The sequence below is a fragment of the Nocardia sp. Tas62D01 genome (assembly GCF_055232035.1).
On record NZ_JBUYUZ010000001.1, the window covers coordinates 685,959 to 706,390 of the forward strand.

Below are 20,432 nucleotides of genomic sequence, written 5' to 3' on the forward strand. Positions count from 1 at the left end.
GGCAGGTATTGCCCGGATTTAAGGTGCGGCGCCGTGGCCATGACGTCCTTCGCACGGCTTGACACCACTATGACCAGTGGGATCGGTCTTGCCAGCGGCTTGCACCGTGGCGCCGACGGCGCGCACGTTCTGTCCATAGCCGTGACGGGGTGCACCACACCGGTGGTCTGCGCGATCCGGCAAACCGATGGTCACGCAGAGTTCGTGACCGCCGACTGAGCGGGGGGGTGACCCGAACTCAGCTGACAAGCGGTCGTCCCTGGGCCCATTTGGCGATGGCCTGATCGGTGACCGGGGTGAAGATATTGACGAGGGTGCCGTCAGGGTCGCGGAGCAGGAGCGATCGGTTGCCCCAGGGCATCTGCGTAGGCTCATTGACGAACTGGATGGCAGGTAGGTCGTCGCGGTGTTGCCGGAGTCGCGCGTACTCGGCGTCCACGTCGTCGACGAGGAAATCGATGATCAAGCTGTGGTTGTCGGCCGGCCGTGCTGTTCCAGGTCCGAAGATGTCGACGGTGCGCGTGCTGCCCACGGCGAGGGTGAACGCGGGCGTGGTGATCTCCGCGAAGTCAGGTGTCGCCCAAGTGGCGGCCAGGCCAGTGATGTGTTCGTAAAATTGGATGAGCCGAGCGACGTCATCGGTGATGACGCGAAGTGATGCGATTCTCATGGGAGGTAATCCTTTCCGGGGATTGGCTGGGGTTCGTCAGACCGCGCTGCGGCCACCGTCGACAGTGAGCACGGCGCCTTGCACGAAACTTGCGCCGGGTCCGACGAGATAGCTGATGCTGGCGGCGATCTCATCGGGGGTGGCGACGCGCCCTGCGGGCGCCTGCGCGGCGATCTGTTCGATAAATTCGGACAGTTGCGAGGTACCGGGTGTGTGGGTGGGGCCGGGACTGACCGCGTTGACGCGTACTCCGTGGGGGCCGAACTCGGCGGCCCACGAGCGGGTGAGCAATCCGAGTGCGGCCTTGCTCGCGCCGTAGAGCCCGAGGCCTGCCACACCGAGTCGCGCGACTGTGCTGAGCACATTGACGATCACGCCGTGGCCACGTGCGGCCATCGCGGGAGCGAGCCCGGCGACCAGCAGGAACGGCGCGCGGACGTTGACCGCGAACGCGGCATCAATGTCCGCGACCGGTGTCTGCGTGGTCAGTCCGCCGATCGGGAACAGGCTGGCGTTGTTGACGAGGATGTCGAGGTGTCCGCCGCCGAGATCGAGGGCACGTTGGGCCAGCGCGGATACGTCCTTCGGCATGGTTAGCTCACCGAGCAGCGCCTCGGCGTCGCCGCCATCGGCGCGGATCGCGGCCACGACCTCGTCGCTGCGGCTCGTACTCCGGCCGTGGACCAGCACGCGGGCACCCCGCGCAGCCAATGCGATTGCGGTGGCTCGACCGATGCCGCTGGTGGCGCCGGTCACGAGTGCGACGGTTCCGGCCAGCTCATCGGCGGTGGGAAATACGTTCGTTGTTGTCATAGCGACCACGCTAGGACCTATACCAGACAAGATCCGCCCGGTATAGGAAAAGATATCTGGACCATGCCTGCGTCCCATAGCCCGCGTGCTCGCAACCCGACCTCGACCGCATCACCCAATACCTCGACCACGGCGGTACCAGCGACGACTTCGACAGCTTCGAGCGCCGGAACACCCAACTCCAAGCATCGACGTCGGCCTGGCGGCAGGTGGCCAGCCGCCAGGCCGGGAGCTTGCGGTGCTGCCGCCACGACTCGGCCAGCCGCGCAACGCCATCACCGACAACACGGCAAATTTCCGGGGAACGCATGCATCAGATGTCCGAGCCTCCGTATTCACCTACGCGCACGCGACCGGCTGGCCGAGATCGCCGCGAACCTGCGCGACCGCATCGAAGAGGCCCGAGCCAACGGCTGGACCGGCGAAGCCGAAGGACTGCGAGTCAGCCTCCACGCCGCCGCGGCTAAACTGGCCGGCCTCGACTGAATGCGCGAACGCTCAACTAGCACAACCACACTCACCGAGATCGGCATGCCCGTCATCAAGGAAGGACCAGCATCGTGAGCGAAATCCGGCTACCGACCGCCGACACAAATGGCCATTGACAGGGTTTGCCGGACTGACCTCGATCGGGTGCTCGACGCCGGCCTTGCGCAGACCCTCGAGCTCCTTCTTGCCGCCCTCCCACATTCCGACCGGGACGACTCAGCTCGGCATAAGTGCACGGAAGTGGCTGGGTTCGGCATCGGCGGGCATATCGCTCGCCGAGGTGAACGGCTCGACCTGGGAACGCAGCTCGATGAGGTGGCGGGCATGGGCCTCGAGCGATCGGTCTTCGTCGGAAACCGGCGCCCATTGCCGGACGGGCCGCGCTTTTCCGCTGTCGTCGACCGCGACGACGACGGCGAGGCCATGAGCGGCGAGCGCGGGTTTGTCGGAGTGGGTGTCCGTGGACGTTACGTGCACACTGAGGTGCATGCTGCGCGACCGGGTGTGGATCAGCCGAGCGGTGACCTCGACGATGTGGCCGATGACGATCGGCTGGTAGAAGCGGATCCCGCCGAAGTAGGACGTAATGACGTGCTGCCCGACCCAATCAGCTCCGCAGACGTAGGCCGCCTCGTCGATCCACCCCATCGTGCGGCCACCGTGCACCTTGCCACCCCAGTTGATGTCCGACGGAGCCGCCAGGAATCGCAGCGTTGCGCTCGGCGCGGTGCCCTCGGCCGTGTAGTGCGCAGCGGCCATGGCCTCCTCGATCCTTTTCCGCACCGAAATCCTGGCCCGCGCCTGCCGATGCCGCTGCAGCTCGAGAATTGTTGTCGGATTCCACTGCGGAACCGCCACGGTCTGCTTGTTGTCGTCGACCGCGACGAAGATCGTCACACACTGCGCCGTCTGCACCGGCTTCTTCCGGGTCGGGTCGGTCGAATAGACGCTGACGAGAATATGCATGCTCGTGCGGCCGGTGTGGACGAGATTCGCATGCAACTCGACCAGCTCACCGACCGCGATCGGCCGGTCGAGGTGGATGTTGCCGACGTAGGCGGTCACGCAGTAGTGGCCGCTCCACTGGGCCGCCGCAGCATAGGCGACTTTGTCGATCCACTCGAGAAGCTTGCCGCCGTCGACCGATCCCGTGATGCCGGCGTCGACGGGTTTGACGAGAAAACGGTGGATCGCCTCGGAGCGTAGGCCGGCCGATGCCGGGCTCGGGACGGAGCCGGAGCCAAGGGTGGTGGATGGGGTGGTCACAGCTCACCGATCTATTGAGGTATGCGGATGCACGGTTCCGACTCCGTTGTCCCCGAGGACAATAGGCACCCGCGACGCTACGGGCGAGTAGCGAGCCCGCCGGTACACAAGTGGCCCACCCGACGAATCGGGATGGGCCACTGTGGTGTTCGTGCGTGTTACGCGGTTTCGGTGATCGGCCGGTCGACCCAGCTCATCAGGCCGCGCAGCTTGGCGCCGGTGACCTCGATCGGGTGCTCGGCGTTCTCCTTGCGCAGCGCCTCGAGCTCCTTGTTGCCGCCCTCGACATTGGCGACGAGACGCTTGACGAAGCTGCCGTCCTGGATGTCCTTCAGGATGTCCTGCATGCGCTTCTTGGTGTCGGCGTCGATGACCCGTGGGCCCGACACGTAGCCACCGAACTCGGCAGTGTCGGAGACCGAGTAGTTCATCCGCGCGATGCCGCCCTCGTACATGAGGTCGACGATCAGCTTCAGCTCGTGCAGCACCTCGAAGTACGCCATCTCGGGCGCGTAGCCTGCCTCGACCATGACCTCGAAGCCGGTCTTGACCAGTTCCTCGGTGCCACCGCAGAGCACGGCCTGCTCACCGAAGAGGTCGGTCTCGGTCTCTTCCTTGAAGCTGGTCTTGATGACGCCGGCGCGGGTTCCGCCGATGCCCTTGGCGTAGGACAGCGCCAGGTCCTGTCCCTCGCCCTTCGGGTCCTGATCGACGGCGATCAGGGCGGGCACGCCCTTGCCGTCGACGAACTGACGACGCACCAGGTGGCCGGGGCCCTTCGGGGCGACCATCGCGACGGTGATGTTGGCCGGAGCCTTGATCAGACCGAAGTGGATGTTGAGGCCGTGGCCGAAGAACAGCGCGTCGCCGTCCTTCAGGTTGGGCTCGATGTCGTTGGTGAAGATCGACGCCTGCGCGGTGTCGGGGGCCAGCACCATGATCACGTCGGCCCACTCCGAAACCTCGGCCGGAGTGCCGACGGTCAGGCCCGCCTCTTCGGCCTTCGGGCGCGACTTCGAACCCTCGGCAAGGCCGACGCGGACTTCCACGCCGGAGTCGCGCAGGCTCAGCGAGTGCGCGTGGCCCTGGCTGCCGTAGCCGATGACAGCGACCTTGCGGCCCTGGATGATCGACAGATCGGCATCGTCGTCGTAGAACATCTCGACTGCCACTGTGATTGGTTCCCTTCTGGAGGATCATCCCCGCCTGGGCGGGGAACACCATGCTTACGCCGGTGATGGTTTGTAATTTTCAGATCAAAATCAGATGCCCCGCGTGTGCGGGGAAGCGCAGTGCGGCCGACCGGCGATCGCAGCAAGATTAACCGCTCGCTGTGATCGACGGCTCGCGCCCTAGCGAGTCGCGGTGATCGACTTCGGTCCACGACCCACCGCGACGACGCCGGACTGCACGATCTCGCGGATTCCGTACGGTTCGAGCATGCGCAGCAGCGCGTCGAGCTTGGACCGGGTTCCGGTCGCCTCGACGGTGAGCGCGTCCGGGGACACGTCGATGACCTTCGCCCGGAAGAGCGTAGTGGCCTCGATCACCTGGGTCCGCACGCTAGCGTCCGCACGCACCTTTACCAGGATCAGTTCCCTGGCCACTGAGGCGTCGGAGTCCTGCTCGACGATCTTGATGACGTTGACCAGCTTGTTGAGCTGCTTGGTGACCTGCTCGAGCGGCAGGGCGTCGACGGTGACGACGATGGTCATGCGCGAGATCTCGGCGATCTCGGTGCCGCCGACCGCCAGTGACTCGATATTGAAGCCACGGCGGGAGAACAGCGCGGCGACTCGCGCCAGCACGCCCGGCTTGTCCTCCACGAGCACGCTGAGGGTGTGGGTGGTGCTCATCCTTCGTTCACCTTGTTCTTCTCGTGCAACAGCGCTTCATGGATGACGGCGGGCTCGGCGGGCTGCTCGTCCTCGTCGAAGAGCGGGCGGATGCCGCGCGCGGCCATGATTTCGTCGTTGCCGGTGCCCGCGGCGACCATCGGCCACACCTGGGCGTCCTTGCCGACGATGAAGTCGATCACCACGGGACGGTCGTTGATGGATTGCGCCTCGCGGATCGCGGCCTCCACGTCCTCCTCGCGCTCGACCCGGATGCCGTGGCAGCCAAGGGCTTCGGCGAGCTTGACGAAGTCTGGGATGCGCAGACCGTGCGTGCCCAGGTCGGTGTTGGAGTAGCGCTGTTCGTAGAACAGGGTCTGCCACTGGCGGACCATGCCCAGGTTGCCGTTGTTGATCAGCGCGACCTTGATCGGGATGCCCTCCACCGCGCAGGTGGCCAGCTCCTGGTTGGTCATCTGGAAGCAGCCGTCACCGTCGACCGCCCACACCTCTTTGTCCGGAGCACCCATCTTGGCGCCCATGGCGGCCGGAACGGCGTAGCCCATGGTGCCGAGACCGCCGGAGTTCAACCAGGTACGCGGCTTCTCATACTTGATGAACTGGGCGGCCCACATCTGGTGCTGACCGACGCCCGCGCAGTAGATCGCGTCGGGTCCGGCCAGGCGGCCGAGCGCCTCGATGACGAATTCGGGCGAGAGCGAACCATCGCTCGGGGTGGTCCAGCCGAGCGGGTAGCTCTCGCGGACGCCGTTCAGGTACTTCCACCACTCGGTGAGGTCGAGCAGCGGAGCCGCGGTGGCGGTCGAGTCGGCCTTCAGTGTCTCGATCAGTTCGGCGATCACCTCGCGGCAGTCACCAACGATCGGGACGTCGGCGTGCCGGTTCTTGCCGATCTCGGCCGGGTCGATATCGGCGTGGATCACCTTGGCACCGGGCGCGAAGGACTCCAGCTGACCGGTGACGCGGTCGTCGAAACGGGCGCCGAGGGTGATCAGCAGATCGGAGCGCTGCAGTGCCGCAACCGCGCCGACGGTGCCGTGCATACCCGGCATGCCCATGTTCAGGGTGTGGCTGTCGGGGAACGCGCCACGCGCCATCAGGGTGGTGACCACCGGGATGCCGGTCAGCTCGGCCAGCTCGAGCAGCTCGGGCGACGCGTCGGCCTTGATCACACCGCCGCCGACGTAGAGCACCGGGTGCTTGGCTTCCATGATCATCCGGGCGGCCTCGCGCACCTGCTTGCCGTGCGGCTTGGTGACCGGACGGTAGCCGGGCAGCCGCATTTCCGGCGGCCAGCTGAAGGTGGTGTTCGCCTGCAGCACGTCCTTCGGGATGTCGACGAGCACCGCGCCGGGACGGCCGCTCGAGGCCAGGTAGAACGCCTCGGCCATGATGCGCGGGATGTCGATGCCCTCGGTGATGAGGAAGTTGTGCTTGGTGATCGGCATGGTGATGCCGGAGATGTCGGCTTCCTGAAAGGCGTCCGTGCCGATCAGGCTGCGGCCGACCTGGCCGGTGATCGCGACGATCGGGACCGAGTCCATCTGAGCGTCGGCGATCGGGGTGACCAGGTTTGTCGCGCCGGGGCCGGAGGTGGCCATGCACACACCAACCCTGCCGGTGGCCTGGGCGTAGCCGGTCGCGGCGTGACCCGCGCCCTGCTCATGGCGCACCAGCACGTGTCGCACCCTGGTGGAGTCGAACAGGGGGTCGTATACCGGGAGAATCGCACCGCCGGGAATGCCGAATACCGTGTCGACACCGAGTTCTTCGAGCGAACGGACGACCGACTGCGCGCCGGTGACCCGCTCGGGCGGGACCTGGCGGCGGTCTGCCGCGTTCGTCGGGATGCCAGCGGGCGATGCCAGCTGATTCGCCAAAGGCGCAGGCCTGCGGGCCGAGGGCCCTGGCCGGGCGGTTGGTGCGCTCACCGTCTTGGTTTCCTCACTGCTTGTCGTTACCCCGGACAACACTTGCTGTGCACGCGGGTGCACGCGTCGCGCCGTGGTCGGAGAACACGATCTATAGTCCGAACACAAAAAAGCCCCCGACAGCATGGCTGTTCGAGGGTGGCGCGTCGCGCGCGAGCTGACGTATTCGACTCAGGTAGTCAGGCTCAACGCTGGACGCGCCGGCCGATTACGAGCAACTCGTTTCGATTCACGCACATGACGGTATGTGTGCGCGAGCCGATCAGTCAAACCAGTCCCATTATGTGGGACAGAGCGGGTACTCGAGTCCGTTCACCATGATGCGAGGATGGTGGTGTGTCATCACCGCATCAGTCCGTGCCACCGGATAAATCGTCCCACACGCCTGCCGCGGGATCGGATACGGGTAGCTCGTCGGACCCGTCCCGGCCGCAGGCGACAGCGCAGGTCATCCGCATTCCGCAGCTGGCGTACCTGGGCGCACTGGTGCTGTTCTTCTGCGTCTTCTTCCCCTTCGTCGGCTGGCCCATCGCGCTGTGGTGGCTGCTGCTGATCCCGGTGGCGTTGGTCATATGGATAGCCCGCACAAGGACTTCCGTCTCCGCGGACGGGCTGAATCTACGAACCGTTTTCGGTTCGCGGCACCTCGACTGGTCACAAGTCGCCGGGGTGAGCATCCCGAAGCGTGGGTTTGTGCGCGCCCACCTCACCGATGACACCGATGTGAAACTTCCCGCGGTCGGCTACGACCGGCTGCGCGATTTGATCCGCGCCTCGGGTGGGCGGATCCCGGATCTGTTCGCCGCTGCCGCCGAGGCCGAGGAGCGGGAGTACGAGGCAAAGCGTGCCGAGGCCCAGGCGCAGCAGGCCGAGGCCCAGGCGCCTGATGTCGAAGCCCCGGCAGGCGACGTCGAGTCCGACTCCAAGTCCTAGTCGCGCCTCGGAAGCACGCGGAGCCGAAGTCCGGGCACGGCCCACAGGGCCTGCTCCACCCGGGAGTAACGTGGGGAGGCCGCCGAGCAGCAAACTCTGTGTGCAGTCGCTCAGAGCGCCAGGACGGACGAATGTCCGGCCACCGCACATCAGCCCCCGCGACCTCCCGAGGATCCATAAATGCCACCGCTTCGTTCACGCACCACCACCATCGGCCGCAATGCCGCAGGCGCTCGCGCACTGTGGCGCGCCACCGGTATGACCGACTCAGACTTCGGCAAGCCGATCGTCGCCATCGCGAACTCCTACACCCAGTTCGTGCCTGGCCACGTGCACCTGAAGAACGTCGGCGAGATCGTGGCCGAGGCAGTTCGCGCCGCGGGCGGCGTGGCGCGTGAGTTCCACACCATCGCAGTCGACGACGGCATCGCCATGGGTCATGGCGGCATGCTCTACTCGCTGCCCTCGCGCGAGATCATCGCCGACTCCGTCGAGTACATGGCGAACGCGCACACCGCCGACGCACTGGTGTGTATCTCCAACTGCGACAAGATCACTCCCGGCATGCTCAACGCCGCGATGCGCCTCAACATCCCGACCGTGTTCGTCTCCGGCGGTCCGATGGAGGCCGGTAAGGCCGTGGTCGTCGGCGGTGTCGCGCAGGCGCCGACCGATCTGATCACCGCGATCTCGGCCAGCGCGAACATGAACGTCAGCGAGGACGGGCTTGCCGAGGTCGAGCGCAGCGCGTGTCCGACCTGCGGCTCCTGCTCCGGCATGTTCACCGCGAACTCGATGAACTGCCTGACCGAGGCGCTGGGTCTGGCGCTGCCGGGCAACGGCTCCACGCTGGCCACGCACGCCGCGCGCCGCGCGCTGTTCGAGCGGGCGGGCACTGTGGTCGTCGATATCGCCAACCGCTGGTACCGCGAGGACGACGCGTCGGTGCTGCCACGAAACGTGGCCAACGCCAAGGCATTCCGCAACGCGATGACCCTGGACGTGGCGATGGGCGGTTCCACCAACACGGTGCTGCACACCCTGGCCGCCGCCCAAGAGGGCGAGATCGACTTCGATCTGCACACCATCGAAGAGATCAGCCGCCAGGTGCCCACGCTGTCGAAGGTCTCCCCCAACTCCGATTACCACATGGAAGACGTGCACCGCGCCGGTGGCATCCCCGCCATCCTCGGCGAACTGCGGCGCGCCGGGCTGTTGGAGACCGACGTCTCCACCGTGCACACCAAGAGCTTCGACGAGTGGCTCGACACCTGGGATATCCGCTCCGGCAAGGCTTCCGAGGAAGCCATCGAGCTGTTCCACGCCGCGCCAGGCGGGGTGCGCACCACCGAGCCGTTCTCCACCGATAACCGCTGGTCGTCGCTGGACACCGACGCCGAGGGCGGCTGCATCCGCGACCTCGAGCACGCCTACACCAAGGAGGGTGGCCTGGTCGTGCTGCGCGGCAATATCGCGGTCGACGGCGCCGTCCTCAAGACCGCGGGCATCGACGAGGAGCTGTTCTCGTTCCAGGGTCCCGCGGTCGTCGTTGAATCCCAGGAAGAGGCCGTGTCGGCGATCCTCGGCAAGAAGATCAAGCCGGGCGATGTGATCGTGGTGCGCTACGAGGGCCCGAAGGGCGGCCCCGGCATGCAGGAGATGTTGCACCCCACCGCATTCCTGAAGGGCGCGGGCCTCGGCAAGGAATGCGCGCTGATCACCGACGGCCGCTTCTCCGGCGGCACCTCGGGCCTGTCGATCGGCCACATGTCCCCCGAGGCCGCCGGCGGCGGCACTATCGGCCTGATCGAGAACGGCGACCAGATCCGCATCGACGTCACCACCCGGACCCTCGAGGTGCTTGTCGATGACGCGGTGCTGGCCGAGCGGCGCGCGAAAATGGAAGCGTCCGAACGCCCCTGGCAGCCGGCCAACCGCATCCGCCCCGTCACCACCGCATTGCGCGCCTACGCCGCCCTGGCCACCTCGGCCGACAAGGGCGCCGTCCGCTACGTTCCGTAAACACCCCGGCCAACAACCGGCGTCCCCCGTATTCGATACGGGGGACGCCGTTTTCGTCGCCGGACCACCTCTTGACGAGTGGCACATGCGGAGGGGGCCACTCGGTGTTTGCCGCCGCCATATACCACTCGCGAACAAAGGAATGGCGCCCCCGTGGGTACGAGGGCGCCGTTGACTTGTGCGGCAGGCTAGTTGAAGGGGCCGATTCCGGTTAGGGGGTTGCCGCCGTGCAGCCAGTACCAGGTGCCGATGGCGGCGGCTATGGCGAGGAGGAGGACGAAGAAGGAGCCGAACGCGGGGCGGGTGGCCCAGCCGCGGTTGCGGTCGAAGGCCCAGCGGCCGGGGCCGGTCAGGATGATGACGGTGGCGGCGCCCGCGAGGACGCTCTCCAACTCCACGCCGGACTGGCCTGCCTTGTACTGGAAGCCGGAAACCATGCTCTGCTTCCACATCCACGCGTCGAGGATCGTCGCGAGCACGGCGCCCGCGGCCAGCGGGGTGGCCAGGCCGAGCACCAGCAGTGCACCGCCGCCGAGTTCGCCGGCGATGACCAGGACGGTGGACATCGTCGCGTGGTCCCAGCCGCCGTTGGACATCATGTCGCGGGTGCCGTCGAGGCCGGGGCCGTGGAACCAGCCGGTGAGCTTCTGCAGACCGTGGTAGATGAAGGTGCCACCGACGACCAAGCGCAATACGAACAGACCGAAATCGAGGGTGCCGCGGCGGCCGTCGCCGTTGCGGCGCCGCAGCGACCGGTTGGTCTCGCCAGGGGGGTTCGCGGCGGGCGGAATGCTGGCGTAGGCGTAGGTCGGCGCTTCGGCCGCAGCGGCCTGCTCGCCGACCGCGGGGACCTCGGGTTCCAGGCCCAACTCGTCATCGGTCCGCGGCACGTCCTTGGGCAGCTCCGGGCCCTTGGACAACGACGGAAACTGCTCGGTGGGTGCATCGAATGGACTGGTCACCCCTCGACCGGTGGACGTCACAGCCGACTGCTCGGCAGTGGACGGCGCTGAACTCGCGCCCTCTGAGTCTTTCGGCTTCTCGCTCACGGCTTAACACAATATGCCGCTACGCCCGTGGACGGGGAGTCTGGTAGCAACGGCGTGTCAGTCCGCGGGGTTTCGGGCCCCGACACCCCACCCGGGAGCGGCGCGGCGGCCGCTGTTTCCGTAACGTCTGAACCATGAGTTTGGTTGTCGCGGGTCGCGTCGCCCTGAGCTTGGCGCTCGGCTGCATCCTGCTGGTCGGATGTGCCAGGTTCGACGATTCCGCATCGAGCCCGTTCACACCCGAGCCGACCTTGAATCCCGCCGACCCCAAACCTCCGTCGCAGGCACCGACACCGGGCGCCCGCCCGACCGGTCCGTGCATCGATCCGGACCCGAACGTGGTGACCACCTGCCTGGACTCCACCGGCGGCCTGGTCGCAGTCGGCGACGCCGCGCTGGTGGCAGAGCGGCGCACCGGAATCATCTACAAATCGGTGCCGGTCGATCCGAGCGAGCCGCAGGCGCCCCCGGTGGAGGTCGCCCGGGTGAACGTGGACGGCTCCGGCGACGGCGGACTCACCGACATCGCGCTCTCGCCCACCTACGGCGAGGACGGGCTGATCTACGCCTACATCACCACCGCGACCGACAATCGCGTGGTCCGCATCGCCGAGGGCGGGCCGCCCAAGGACATCCTGACCGGAATTCCGAAGGGATCCAGCGGAAATCACGGCGCGCTGGAGTTCGTCGCACCCGACCAACTGCTGGTGCTGACCGGCGACGCGGGCAACCCCGGCGCGGCCTCGGCGCCGTCCTCGCTGGCGGGCAAGGTGCTTCGGGTGAACTCACCGGCGCCGGGGGCCACGGCGGAGGTCGTGGTGTCCGGCATCGGCATAGCGGGCGATATCTGCGCAGACGGCAAGGACAGCATCTGGATCACCGACCGCACCGCCACCGAGGACCGGTTGCAGCGCCTCGCCAAGGACGGTTCGGTCACCACGGCATGGACCTGGCCCGATCGGCCCGGCGTCGCCGGATGCGCGGCCGGACCCGACGGCGTGGCGGTTGCGCTGACCGGCGGCAAGGCGCTGGCGATCGTGACAGCCGATCAGAACACGCACGCGGTGACCTCGGCGCCCACCCTCTTCGCGCAGGACAAGTACGGACAGCTCGGTGGGGCCGCCGCGGCAAGCGACGGCACCGTCTGGGTGGCGACGGTCAACAAGACCGACGGTCAGCCGGGGCCCTTCGATGATCGCGTGGTCAAGATTCCGCCGCCGAAGGGTGGCGGCGGGTCGGATTAACCGGCTCAGGAGCAGGCGGCGAGAACCAGTTCGCGGACGCGGGCGGCGTCGGCCTGGCCGCGGGTGGCCTTCATGACGTCGCCGACGATCTTGCCCGCGGCCTGCACCTTGCCCGAGCGGATGCGCTCGGCGATGTCCGGGTTCGTGGCGAGCGCCTTCTCGACCTCGGCCTGCAGCGCGCTGTCGTCGCTGACCATGCCGAGGCCCTTGGTCTCGACGATCTCGGCCGGATCGCCCTCGCCAGCCAGCACGAAGTCGACGACCTGCTTGGCGACCTTGTTGTTCACCGTCTTCGCCTCGACGAGCTTGATCACCTCGGCCACCTGAGTCGGCGTGATCGGCAGGTCCTCCAGCGAAACCTCGCGCTCCTTGGCCTTTTCGGTGAGGTAGGCGACCCACCAGGAGCGGGCCTCGTTCGGCGGGGCGCCCGCGTCGACGGTGGCAATGATGAGATCGAGCGCGCCCGCGTTGACCAGGTCGCGCATCACTTCGTCCGACAGCTCCCAGTCGGCCTGGATCCTGGCGCGGCGCAGCCACGGGTACTCGGGAATGGTGGAGCGCAGCTGCTCAACCCGATCTGCCTCGGGCGCAACGGGTTCCAGGTCCGGTTCGGGGAAGTAGCGGTAGTCCTCGGCGGTTTCCTTGACCCGGCCCGGCGAGGTGGAGCCGTCGGCCTCGTGGAAGTGCCTGGTCTCCTGAACGATGCTGCCGCCGGCGGCCAACAGCGCGGCCTGACGGCGCATCTCGTAGCGGACCGCGACCTCGACGCTCTTGAGCGAGTTCACGTTCTTGGTTTCGGTGCGGGTGCCGAATTCCGTTGCGCCGATGGGCATCAGCGAGACGTTGGCGTCGCAGCGCAGCGAACCCTGCTCCATCTTCACGTCGGAGACATTCAGCGACTCGAGCACCTGACGCAGCGCCGTCACGTAGGCGCGCGCCACCTCCGGCGCCCGCTCCCCCGAGCCGGTGATCGGCTTGGTGACGATCTCGATGAGCGGCACGCCCGCCCGGTTGTAGTCCAGCAGTGAGTGGCTCGCGCCGTGGATGCGACCGGTCGCGCCACCGACGTGCAGCGACTTACCGGTGTCCTCCTCCATGTGCGCGCGCTCGATCTCGACGCGGAAGGTACTGCCGTCGTCGAGCACCACGTCGAGGTGACCGTTGGTGGCGATCGGCTCGTCGTACTGGCTGATCTGGTAGTTCTTCGGCTGGTCGGGGTAGAAGTAGTTCTTGCGCGCGAACCGGCCCCACGGGGTGATCGAACAGTTCAGCGCGAGCCCGATCCGGATCGCCGACTCCACGGCCTTCTCGTTCACCACTGGCAGCGAACCCGGCAGACCGAGGCACACCGGGCACACCTGAGTGTTCGGTTCCGAGCCGAACTCGGTGGGGCAACCGCAGAACATCTTGGTCGCCGTATTCAGCTCGACGTGGACCTCCATGCCGAGCACCGGCTCGTACCGCGAAAGGACATCGGCATAATCCATCAGCTCGACTGTGGGTGCGCTCATGGCGATAAGTCTATTCACCCGCTTGCAGCCGGCTTCCCAGGGTTACGACGGCGGTGACTTACTTCGGCGGAACGTGCTGAGTCAGCCAGCCGGTGACGTAGGTGAGCACCTCGGGCGAGATCGTGGTTTCGATGGTGGTGTATTCGCTGGGCTTGCCGGTTTCGGTGGGCTGCATGAGGTGGTTGACGCCGGGGAAGGTGTGGACGGTGGCATCGGGGTCGGCGGCCAGGTTGTCGCGCATCGGCTGTTCGTTCTGGGCGGCGGCGACCTGGAGGTCCTTGCCGCCGTAGAAGGCGAGGACCGGGACGCGGAGGGCCTGCAGTGCGGGTGCCGGGTCGTAGGCGACCAGCGCCGTGAAGTTGGGGCTGATCTGGGCGTCGATATCGGAGTCCTTGGCGCGCTTGTCCTCCGGGAGCGCGGCGTTCTGGCGGTGGGCCAGTTCCTTGGCGCCCGCGATATCGCCCGCGCGCAGCAGGGCGACCAAGGCGGCGGTGTCGCGAACCTGGGCGTCCAGTTCGTCGGGCGGGGTCCCCTCTGCCGCGCCGATCAGCCTGGTCTGCTCGTTCACCACGTCGGCGCCGGCCACCGACGGACCAGCCATCGCGATGACGAACGCGACGCCGCTGTCGGGCCGCGCGGCCACCAGCGGAGCGAGGTACCCGCCCTCGCTGTGGCCGAACAGCCCCACCTGGGCCGGGTCGATATCGGGGCGGCCACGCAGGAAGCCCACACCGGCCGCGACATCATCCGCCAGATCGGTGTAGTTCGCTTCGTTGAGGTTGCCGCTGGTGCCGCCGACACCACGGTCATCGGTGCGCAGCACCGCGTAGCCGGCGCGGGTGAGGGTGTCCGCGATGAGCAGGAAAGGCTTGTGGCCCATGAGCGCTTCGTCACGGTCCTGGGGTCCGCTGCCGGTGATCATCAGCACCGCGGGGAAGCGCCCGTCGCCCTGCGGCTTGGTCAACGTGCCCGCGATGGTGATGTCGCCGCTGTGGTAGGTGGCATCCTCCGAGCGGTACGGGAACGGCGGCTTGGGCTCCTGCGGGCGGACCACCGGGGCGACCTTGCCGCGCTGCAGCGCCAGCGGGAAACTCTGCCCGGACTGAACGAAGTCGCCGGTGACCTTGTCGGAGCCGGAGTCGTACTTGCCGGTGAACTTCGGGTCGCCCGGGACGTCCGCGATGGCGAACTCCACCGCGGTGCGGTCGCTCTTCACATCCTTCAGCGCCGCCGCCCGCACACCCTGGATCGGGATGTCGATGGTTGCGGTGCCGTTGTCGGCGAAGGTCACGCCGACATCGACCGGCTGCCCCGGAGCCTCGATGGACCCGTGCCAGTCACCGCGCACCGGTTCGGACGACGGATTCGCGTCCGATCCCGACGAGCATCCGGCCACCACCGCGGCAACGACGAAGAGAATGAACGCGGCCACCCGCCCTGTGCGCATACGGTCACAGTACCAATGCGCGGACCGCGATCATCCGAATTATCCGGGCGCAGTGCAGATGTCACACTGCCACGACGGTCAATGCACCTTCGAGTCCTACGAAATCTTTGGCATTACGTGTGTACAGCGGCAACTGGTGCACCGATGCCACGGCCGCGATCATAAGATCGAGTTTGCGCGGTTTCGGGCTGCGCTTCGCAGCGATGACCAGCCCAGCCAACAGCGTAAATCGGCGCGCGGCCGCTGAATCGAACTGTAGGGCTTTGAACGAGCTCTCGACCTCCTGCAGCTGCTCCATGCGCCGAAGCCGTTGCGCATCTGTCGATGCGACGGCTACGCCGAGCCCCAGTTCGGCAAGCGTCACCGTGCTGATCCTCGCGAAAACAGGCAGAGAGTCGTCCGGAAGTTGCGCAAGGTCGATCAGTACACAGGTGTCGAGAACCCCTACGGCATGCCGGGTTTCAGTCATCGAGCCGGTCTTCACCGAAGACGGCATCGACCTCAGCGCGTATCGCAGCTCCGCTCTGCGAGCTCGGGAACCGGGACATGCGCCGCTTGAGCTCGGCCGTCGTGACCTCCGGTTCGGGCCTGATCGGCTTCAGCTCCCCGACAGGCCTGCCGTTGCGGGTGATGATGAACTCCTCACCCGCCTCGAGCGCATCCATCACTGCCGCACTGCCATTACGAAGCTCGGCTTGGCTGATCGTCCTGGTCATACGTCAACGATAGCGACGGATGCTATCGGGCGCTATCGGGATTTAGCCGAAGAATGCCTCGGCTTCGCGGTAGCGGTCCTCAGGGACGCGTTTGAGTTGCTTGGTGGCTTCCGATAGTGGAACCAGATCGATAGCGGTGCCGCGTAGGGAAACCATCTGGCCGAAGCGGCCCGCGTGCACGGCTTCGGCGGCGTGCAGGCCGAAGCGGGTGGCGAGGACGCGGTCGTAGGGTGTGGGGCTGCCGCCACGCTGGACGTGGCCGAGGACGGTGGTGCGAACTTCCTTGCCGATGCGGCGTTCGATTTCGACGCCGAGCTGCTGGGCGACGCCGGTGAAGCGCTCGTGCCCGAACTCGTCGATTCCGCCCTCGAGCAAGGCGAATCCGGAATCGGGTGCGGGATGGGCGCCCTCCGCGACGACGCAGATGAAGTGCTTGTCGCCGCGCTGGAATCGGCGCTTGATCAAGGTGCAGACCTCGCCCACGTCGAACGGCACCTCGGGTACCAGGGTCAGATGCGCGCCCGCGGCCATGCCCGCGTGGATGGCGATCCAGCCCGCGTGGCGGCCCATCACCTCGACGAGCATGACGCGCTGATGCGATTCCGCGGTGGTGTGCAGTCGGTCGATCGCCTCGGTGGCGATGGACAGGGCGGTGTCGTGGCCGAAAGTGACGTCGGTGCAGTCGATGTCGTTATCGATGGTCTTCGGGACCCCGACCACGGGGACCCCCTCGTCGGACAGCCAGCTCGCGGCGGTCAGCGTGCCTTCGCCACCGATCGGGATGAGCGCTTCGATGCCGTTGTCGTCGAGGGTCTGCCTGATCTGCCCGAGCCCGGCGTGCAGCACGTCCGGGTTGGTGCGTGCGGTGCCGAGCATGGTGCCGCCCTTGGTGAGCAGCCGGTCGGTGCGATCGTCATTGAGAATCGGGATCTTGCGGTCTTCCAATAGACCGCGCCAGCCGTCCTGGAAGCCGACGATCGCGTCGCCGTACCGTCCGTTCGCGGTGCGAACAACGGCGCGGATCACCGCGTTCAGTCCTGGACAGTCTCCGCCTCCGGTCAAGACTCCGATGCGCATGGCCGATATCTTGCCCGGCAGCCCGGCGCCGTGGAGCCTCGCCCCCGTGAACCCTGGGTAACGGGACAGGTCAGTAGACATACACAATCGCATTCTCGCCGCCGGTGCAGGTGACGAACTCGCCACCGGCCGTGCAATCCATCGTGTAGTCCCGTTCTTCGGCGGGACTGCAGGCAACCACCGAGCGCGCGCCCTCGGCCGCGGTCGCGCCCCCAGCGTATGCCTTGCGGACCTCTTCGGCGAAGGCGCAACTGGTGACTTTATTGCCGACCACGATTGCCGGGGGTGGTCGTTACCCGGTCAAGGGGCGCAGGCGCCACCGGACAATTCGCCGAGATGCTGCGAGATCAGCGTCGCTATCTGGTCCAGAGTCGTCATGCCGTCCGAGAACGCCCCCGAATCAGGTTGTGCCGCAAGGGCGACCGCGATCTGGCCGCCTGGGGTAGGCACCAGCCCGAACTGCCGCACCAGGTACGCGCCGGCGGGGTCCGGTCCCCAGCCGCCCTTGAATTCGGCGCCGGTGAACGCGCCGAGACCCCAGCGCTGACTTGGGGTGATCTGCTTCATCAGCGGGATGACATTTCCCGTCTGCGGCAGGCACGGCAGCCGGGATGCGAACTGAACCTGTTCGGCCAGCGCCCAGTCCGCCTGACCGAACGCCGAATACTCCGGCCGAGCCCGAGTCGCGGGCACCGTGGTCTTGGTGTCACCGCCTTCGCCCAGCACCGCTTCCACCGCCTTGGCGGCGTCCTCAGCACTGCCGAGTGACTGCCACAGGGTGTCGGCAGCAGCGTTGTCCGAGGCAGTGATCGCAGCGGATGCGGCGTAGCTGGTGTTGGCCGAGCTATGGCGCAGCGCGGCGACTGTCAACGGAATCTTCATGGTCGACCACGCGGGGCCGGTGGTCCAATCACCGAAGGTGACCATCTTGTCGCCGCCGACCGGCATAATCGCCATGCCGACGTGGCCTTTCAGGCCGGCCTGCAGTTCCGCGAATCCGGCCGCGAGCGTGCCGGGAACCGTCATCGACAGGTGCTGCGTGTCGGTCTGCACCGCGGCCTCGGTGATACTCGAGGGCGGCGACGCCGCGTTCGAGCCCGTACCACAGGCGGCGATCGGGAGCAGTGCGGTCAACGCGGCGGCGCCGATAGCATTCCGGAATCGCCGGGATCGATCAGTAGAAACGTGTCGACACATCAGCGTTGCGGACTCCCCCCACTCTCGGCGTCGGTACAGCATCTGGAAACCGTAATTGCTCGGGGCGCGGTCCGCCTCTTCCGTGGTTCGACACGACACTGAGCGTAACGCCCGCTACGGCGGACCGCCGCTGCGCACCAAAGGCGCTGGTCCGGACCACAATGGACGGTGCGCGACTCGCTGGCGACGCGGAGACCCCCAGGTCAATAGGAATATCCTGAATAGCGCTGCACGAACTGGCTGAATCAGGTATTCGTCCCTGAGATCGACCGCAAAGTCGAAGCCTTTGTCGCGGCGTGCGATATCACCCATACCGAGGTTTCGAATCAGGAACCTGGGCCGCTGCGCTTGGCCGCCGTGGAGGCGGGAAAATGAGGGCGCGTTCGTCCGGGACGCCGCAGGAAGGACCGGCATTCGGCCCAGTGCTGGCTCGTTCGTCGGGACCGATGGTCGGTGGCAGCTAGACCGGGCAGCAGCTTGATACCAAAGTGAGCGGTGCGCCGAAATGGTGTGTCTATTTGGGGTGCAGCCCAACACCACTGACAGCCCATCGCCGCTCGACGTTCAGCCGCTATCGCCGGATCGGGCGGATCGACCCCCGATGCCGGTCACGGTTGACATGCAACCGATCGGCTGCATAATTTGTGATAGGCAACAGAACGGCTGCCTATCACAGAGGAGAATCACCCATGGCTGATATCCGGCACCGTGTGGGCGTCTACGCCCCACAGCAGATGGTTTACGACACCGTGAGCACGCCCGAGGGGGTGTCGAAGTGGTGGATGCCCACGAGCGGCGACGCCGAGAAGGAACTCGAGTTCGGCGGCGGGGACGAGCCCGTCCTCACTGTGCGGGTGGCCGAGCTCGTCCCAGGTAAGCAGGTGGCGTGGGAATGCGTCGACGGCCCGGCCGAGTGGGTCGGCACTACGATCACGTTCGATATCTACCCTGGACCCGCGGCGGAGGAGACGGTCGTGAAGTTCACCCACGCGAACTGGCGTGAGCCGGTGGAGTTCATGCACCACTGCTCCACCCGGTGGGGGCAGTTCCTGTTCAGCCTGAAGAACGGGCTGGAGAACGGTGGCTGGCAGCCTGTCGCCGAGATGCCCCGCGCCAGCAGCTGGAGCTGACCGCACGCGTGGACGAGGTCTTCCGGGCCCTGGCCGATCCGAGCCGGCGCCAACTCCTGGACAGTCTCAACGCCCGCAACGGCCAGACGCTCCGGGAACTGTGCGCCGGCCTGGACATGGCCCGGCAGTCCGTCAGCAAGCACCTGGCGGTTCTCGAACAGGCCAACCTTGTCACCGCGGTGTGGCGGGGCCGGGAGAAGTTCCACTACCTCAACGCCGCGCCGATCAACGAGATCGCACAGCGATGGATCAACCAGTACGACCGGGCCCGCGTCGAAGCCCTCGCGGATCTGAAACAAGCCTTGGAAGGGACCCCCTTGGACACGACCGGCAACCCCGAATTCGTCTACACCACCTATATCCGCACCACACCGGAACGGTTATGGCAGGCGCTGACGGAGCCCGCCTTCACCCGGCGGTACTGGGCCGGATACACCTTCGAGTCGGACTGGCGGCCCGGCTCGACCATCGTCGTGACGACCGGCGACGGCCGCATCGCCGATGACCCCGAACAGGTTGTCCTGGAATCCGATCCGTATCGCCGCCTCGCCTACACCTGGCACAACAAGACGACGTGCGACGGGGGGACACCGGAGCCGCGCTCCAAGGTGGCCTTCCACCTCGAAGACACCGGCGGCCTGGTGAAACTCACCGTCGTCCACGACGGCTTCGCACCGGGCAGCAAGGTACTGGAGAACATCAGCCTTGGCTGGCCGCGCGTCCTCGCCGACCTCAAGACCCTGCTGGAAACAGGCGAGCTGACCGACCGGGTTCGGTGACGCGGTCGAACATGCGGCGGATGCGCTCGCGGCTGCAGTACACGCAGATCGGCCACAGTGCGGCACCGAAGGCGTGCATCGGCACGTCGAGACCATCGCCGCCGAGCCGACCGTTACCAACCCCGCGAAATCGCGCTGGATGAAAAGGCCTTCGATCTGCTCGCCGCCCGAGCTGTAGTCGGCGAGCAGGCACGCGCGCTGATCACGGCCGCGCTCGAACACGATGATCCACACCCGCTGAGCCCATTTCACCGGGAGGAATTCCGACCACTTGAATACGGGTGCCTACCAATATCAACCCC

The 20,432-nt window shown here is 66.7% G+C and carries 20 protein-coding genes; 6 read left to right on the top strand and 14 right to left on the bottom strand.

The window, feature by feature from the left end:
• The first annotated feature begins 33 nt into the window (after positions 1 to 33).
• Positions 34 to 219, top strand: coding sequence for a hypothetical protein (locus ACV7NQ_RS03430; RefSeq protein WP_463358267.1), 186 nt, complete (start codon positions 34 to 36; stop codon positions 217 to 219).
• 19 nt (positions 220 to 238) lie between these two features.
• Here the strand turns inward: ACV7NQ_RS03430 and ACV7NQ_RS03435 are convergent, their stop codons facing one another.
• From ACV7NQ_RS03435 to ACV7NQ_RS03460, 6 genes are all read right to left on the bottom strand, one after another.
• The gene (locus tag ACV7NQ_RS03435) at positions 239 to 670 is read right to left on the bottom strand and encodes a VOC family protein (RefSeq protein WP_463358268.1); all 432 of its coding nucleotides are present in this window, start codon (positions 668 to 670) and stop codon (positions 239 to 241) included.
• Positions 671 to 706: 36 nt separating this feature from the next.
• Positions 707 to 1,483, bottom strand: a complete 777-nt coding sequence (locus tag ACV7NQ_RS03440; protein WP_463358269.1) for an SDR family NAD(P)-dependent oxidoreductase — start codon at positions 1,481 to 1,483, stop codon at positions 707 to 709.
• 705 nt (positions 1,484 to 2,188) lie between these two features.
• Positions 2,189 to 3,238 (bottom strand): acyl-CoA thioesterase, encoded by a 1,050-nt coding sequence (locus ACV7NQ_RS03445; protein WP_463358270.1) that lies wholly within the window; start codon positions 3,236 to 3,238, stop codon positions 2,189 to 2,191.
• Positions 3,239 to 3,396: 158 nt separating this feature from the next.
• The gene (gene ilvC, locus ACV7NQ_RS03450) at positions 3,397 to 4,398 is read right to left on the bottom strand and encodes a ketol-acid reductoisomerase (RefSeq protein WP_463365523.1); all 1,002 of its coding nucleotides are present in this window, start codon (positions 4,396 to 4,398) and stop codon (positions 3,397 to 3,399) included.
• 192 nt (positions 4,399 to 4,590) lie between these two features.
• On the bottom strand, positions 4,591 to 5,094 hold the full coding sequence (gene ilvN / locus ACV7NQ_RS03455; RefSeq protein ID WP_463358271.1) for an acetolactate synthase small subunit: 504 nt from the start codon (positions 5,092 to 5,094) through the stop codon (positions 4,591 to 4,593).
• Positions 5,091 to 7,025: an acetolactate synthase large subunit gene (locus ACV7NQ_RS03460; RefSeq protein ID WP_463358272.1), complete on the bottom strand. Its 1,935-nt coding sequence runs from the start codon at positions 7,023 to 7,025 to the stop codon at positions 5,091 to 5,093. The genes ilvN and ACV7NQ_RS03460 overlap by 4 nt, the downstream gene beginning before the upstream one ends.
• Before the next feature lie 336 nt (positions 7,026 to 7,361).
• Between ACV7NQ_RS03460 and ACV7NQ_RS03465 the strand changes: the two genes are divergently transcribed.
• Positions 7,362 to 7,958, top strand: coding sequence for a PH domain-containing protein (locus ACV7NQ_RS03465; protein WP_463358273.1), 597 nt, complete (start codon positions 7,362 to 7,364; stop codon positions 7,956 to 7,958).
• A 180-nt stretch (positions 7,959 to 8,138) separates the two neighbouring features.
• On the top strand, positions 8,139 to 9,980 hold the full coding sequence (gene ilvD / locus ACV7NQ_RS03470) for a dihydroxy-acid dehydratase (protein ID WP_463358274.1): 1,842 nt from the start codon (positions 8,139 to 8,141) through the stop codon (positions 9,978 to 9,980).
• Between the two features lie 188 nt (positions 9,981 to 10,168).
• Here the strand turns inward: ilvD and ACV7NQ_RS03475 are convergent, their stop codons facing one another.
• Positions 10,169 to 11,029 carry a DoxX family protein gene (locus tag ACV7NQ_RS03475; protein WP_463358275.1) on the bottom strand — a complete coding sequence of 287 codons (861 nt, stop codon included), beginning with the start codon at positions 11,027 to 11,029 and terminating at the stop codon, positions 10,169 to 10,171.
• Between the two features lie 134 nt (positions 11,030 to 11,163).
• Between ACV7NQ_RS03475 and ACV7NQ_RS03480 the strand changes: the two genes are divergently transcribed.
• A complete protein-coding gene (locus ACV7NQ_RS03480) occupies positions 11,164 to 12,273 on the top strand; it encodes a PQQ-dependent sugar dehydrogenase (protein WP_463358276.1) in 1,110 nt (369 codons plus the stop codon).
• 5 nt (positions 12,274 to 12,278) lie between these two features.
• On the opposite strand, the gene gatB is transcribed toward ACV7NQ_RS03480, so the two are convergent.
• The 7 genes from gatB to ACV7NQ_RS03515 all read right to left on the bottom strand — a co-directional run bounded on the left by gatB (position 12,279) and on the right by ACV7NQ_RS03515 (position 18,158).
• Positions 12,279 to 13,784, bottom strand: coding sequence for an Asp-tRNA(Asn)/Glu-tRNA(Gln) amidotransferase subunit GatB (gene gatB, locus ACV7NQ_RS03485; protein WP_463358277.1), 1,506 nt, complete (start codon positions 13,782 to 13,784; stop codon positions 12,279 to 12,281).
• A gap of 58 nt (positions 13,785 to 13,842) precedes the next feature.
• Complete coding sequence (locus tag ACV7NQ_RS03490) at positions 13,843 to 15,231, bottom strand: alpha/beta hydrolase family protein (protein WP_463358278.1); 1,389 nt, start codon at positions 15,229 to 15,231, stop codon at positions 13,843 to 13,845.
• 61 nt (positions 15,232 to 15,292) lie between these two features.
• Positions 15,293 to 15,700: a PIN domain-containing protein gene (locus ACV7NQ_RS03495; protein WP_463358279.1), complete on the bottom strand. Its 408-nt coding sequence runs from the start codon at positions 15,698 to 15,700 to the stop codon at positions 15,293 to 15,295.
• Positions 15,693 to 15,947, bottom strand: coding sequence for a type II toxin-antitoxin system Phd/YefM family antitoxin (locus ACV7NQ_RS03500; RefSeq protein WP_463358280.1), 255 nt, complete (start codon positions 15,945 to 15,947; stop codon positions 15,693 to 15,695). The genes ACV7NQ_RS03495 and ACV7NQ_RS03500 overlap by 8 nt, the downstream gene beginning before the upstream one ends.
• 42 nt (positions 15,948 to 15,989) lie before the next feature.
• Positions 15,990 to 17,024: an ATP-dependent 6-phosphofructokinase gene (locus tag ACV7NQ_RS03505; protein ID WP_463358281.1), complete on the bottom strand. Its 1,035-nt coding sequence runs from the start codon at positions 17,022 to 17,024 to the stop codon at positions 15,990 to 15,992.
• Positions 17,025 to 17,094: 70 nt separating this feature from the next.
• Positions 17,095 to 17,298: a hypothetical protein gene (locus ACV7NQ_RS03510; RefSeq protein ID WP_463358282.1), complete on the bottom strand. Its 204-nt coding sequence runs from the start codon at positions 17,296 to 17,298 to the stop codon at positions 17,095 to 17,097.
• Positions 17,299 to 17,324: 26 nt separating this feature from the next.
• Positions 17,325 to 18,158, bottom strand: coding sequence for a serine hydrolase (locus tag ACV7NQ_RS03515; protein WP_463358283.1), 834 nt, complete (start codon positions 18,156 to 18,158; stop codon positions 17,325 to 17,327).
• Positions 18,159 to 18,910: 752 nt separating this feature from the next.
• On the opposite strand from ACV7NQ_RS03515, the gene ACV7NQ_RS03520 reads away from it, so the two are divergent.
• On the top strand, positions 18,911 to 19,351 hold the full coding sequence (locus ACV7NQ_RS03520; RefSeq protein ID WP_463358284.1) for an SRPBCC family protein: 441 nt from the start codon (positions 18,911 to 18,913) through the stop codon (positions 19,349 to 19,351).
• Positions 19,352 to 19,359: 8 nt separating this feature from the next.
• The gene (locus ACV7NQ_RS03525) at positions 19,360 to 20,130 is read left to right on the top strand and encodes an ArsR/SmtB family transcription factor (protein WP_463358285.1); all 771 of its coding nucleotides are present in this window, start codon (positions 19,360 to 19,362) and stop codon (positions 20,128 to 20,130) included.
• The last annotated feature ends 302 nt before the right edge of the window (positions 20,131 to 20,432 follow it).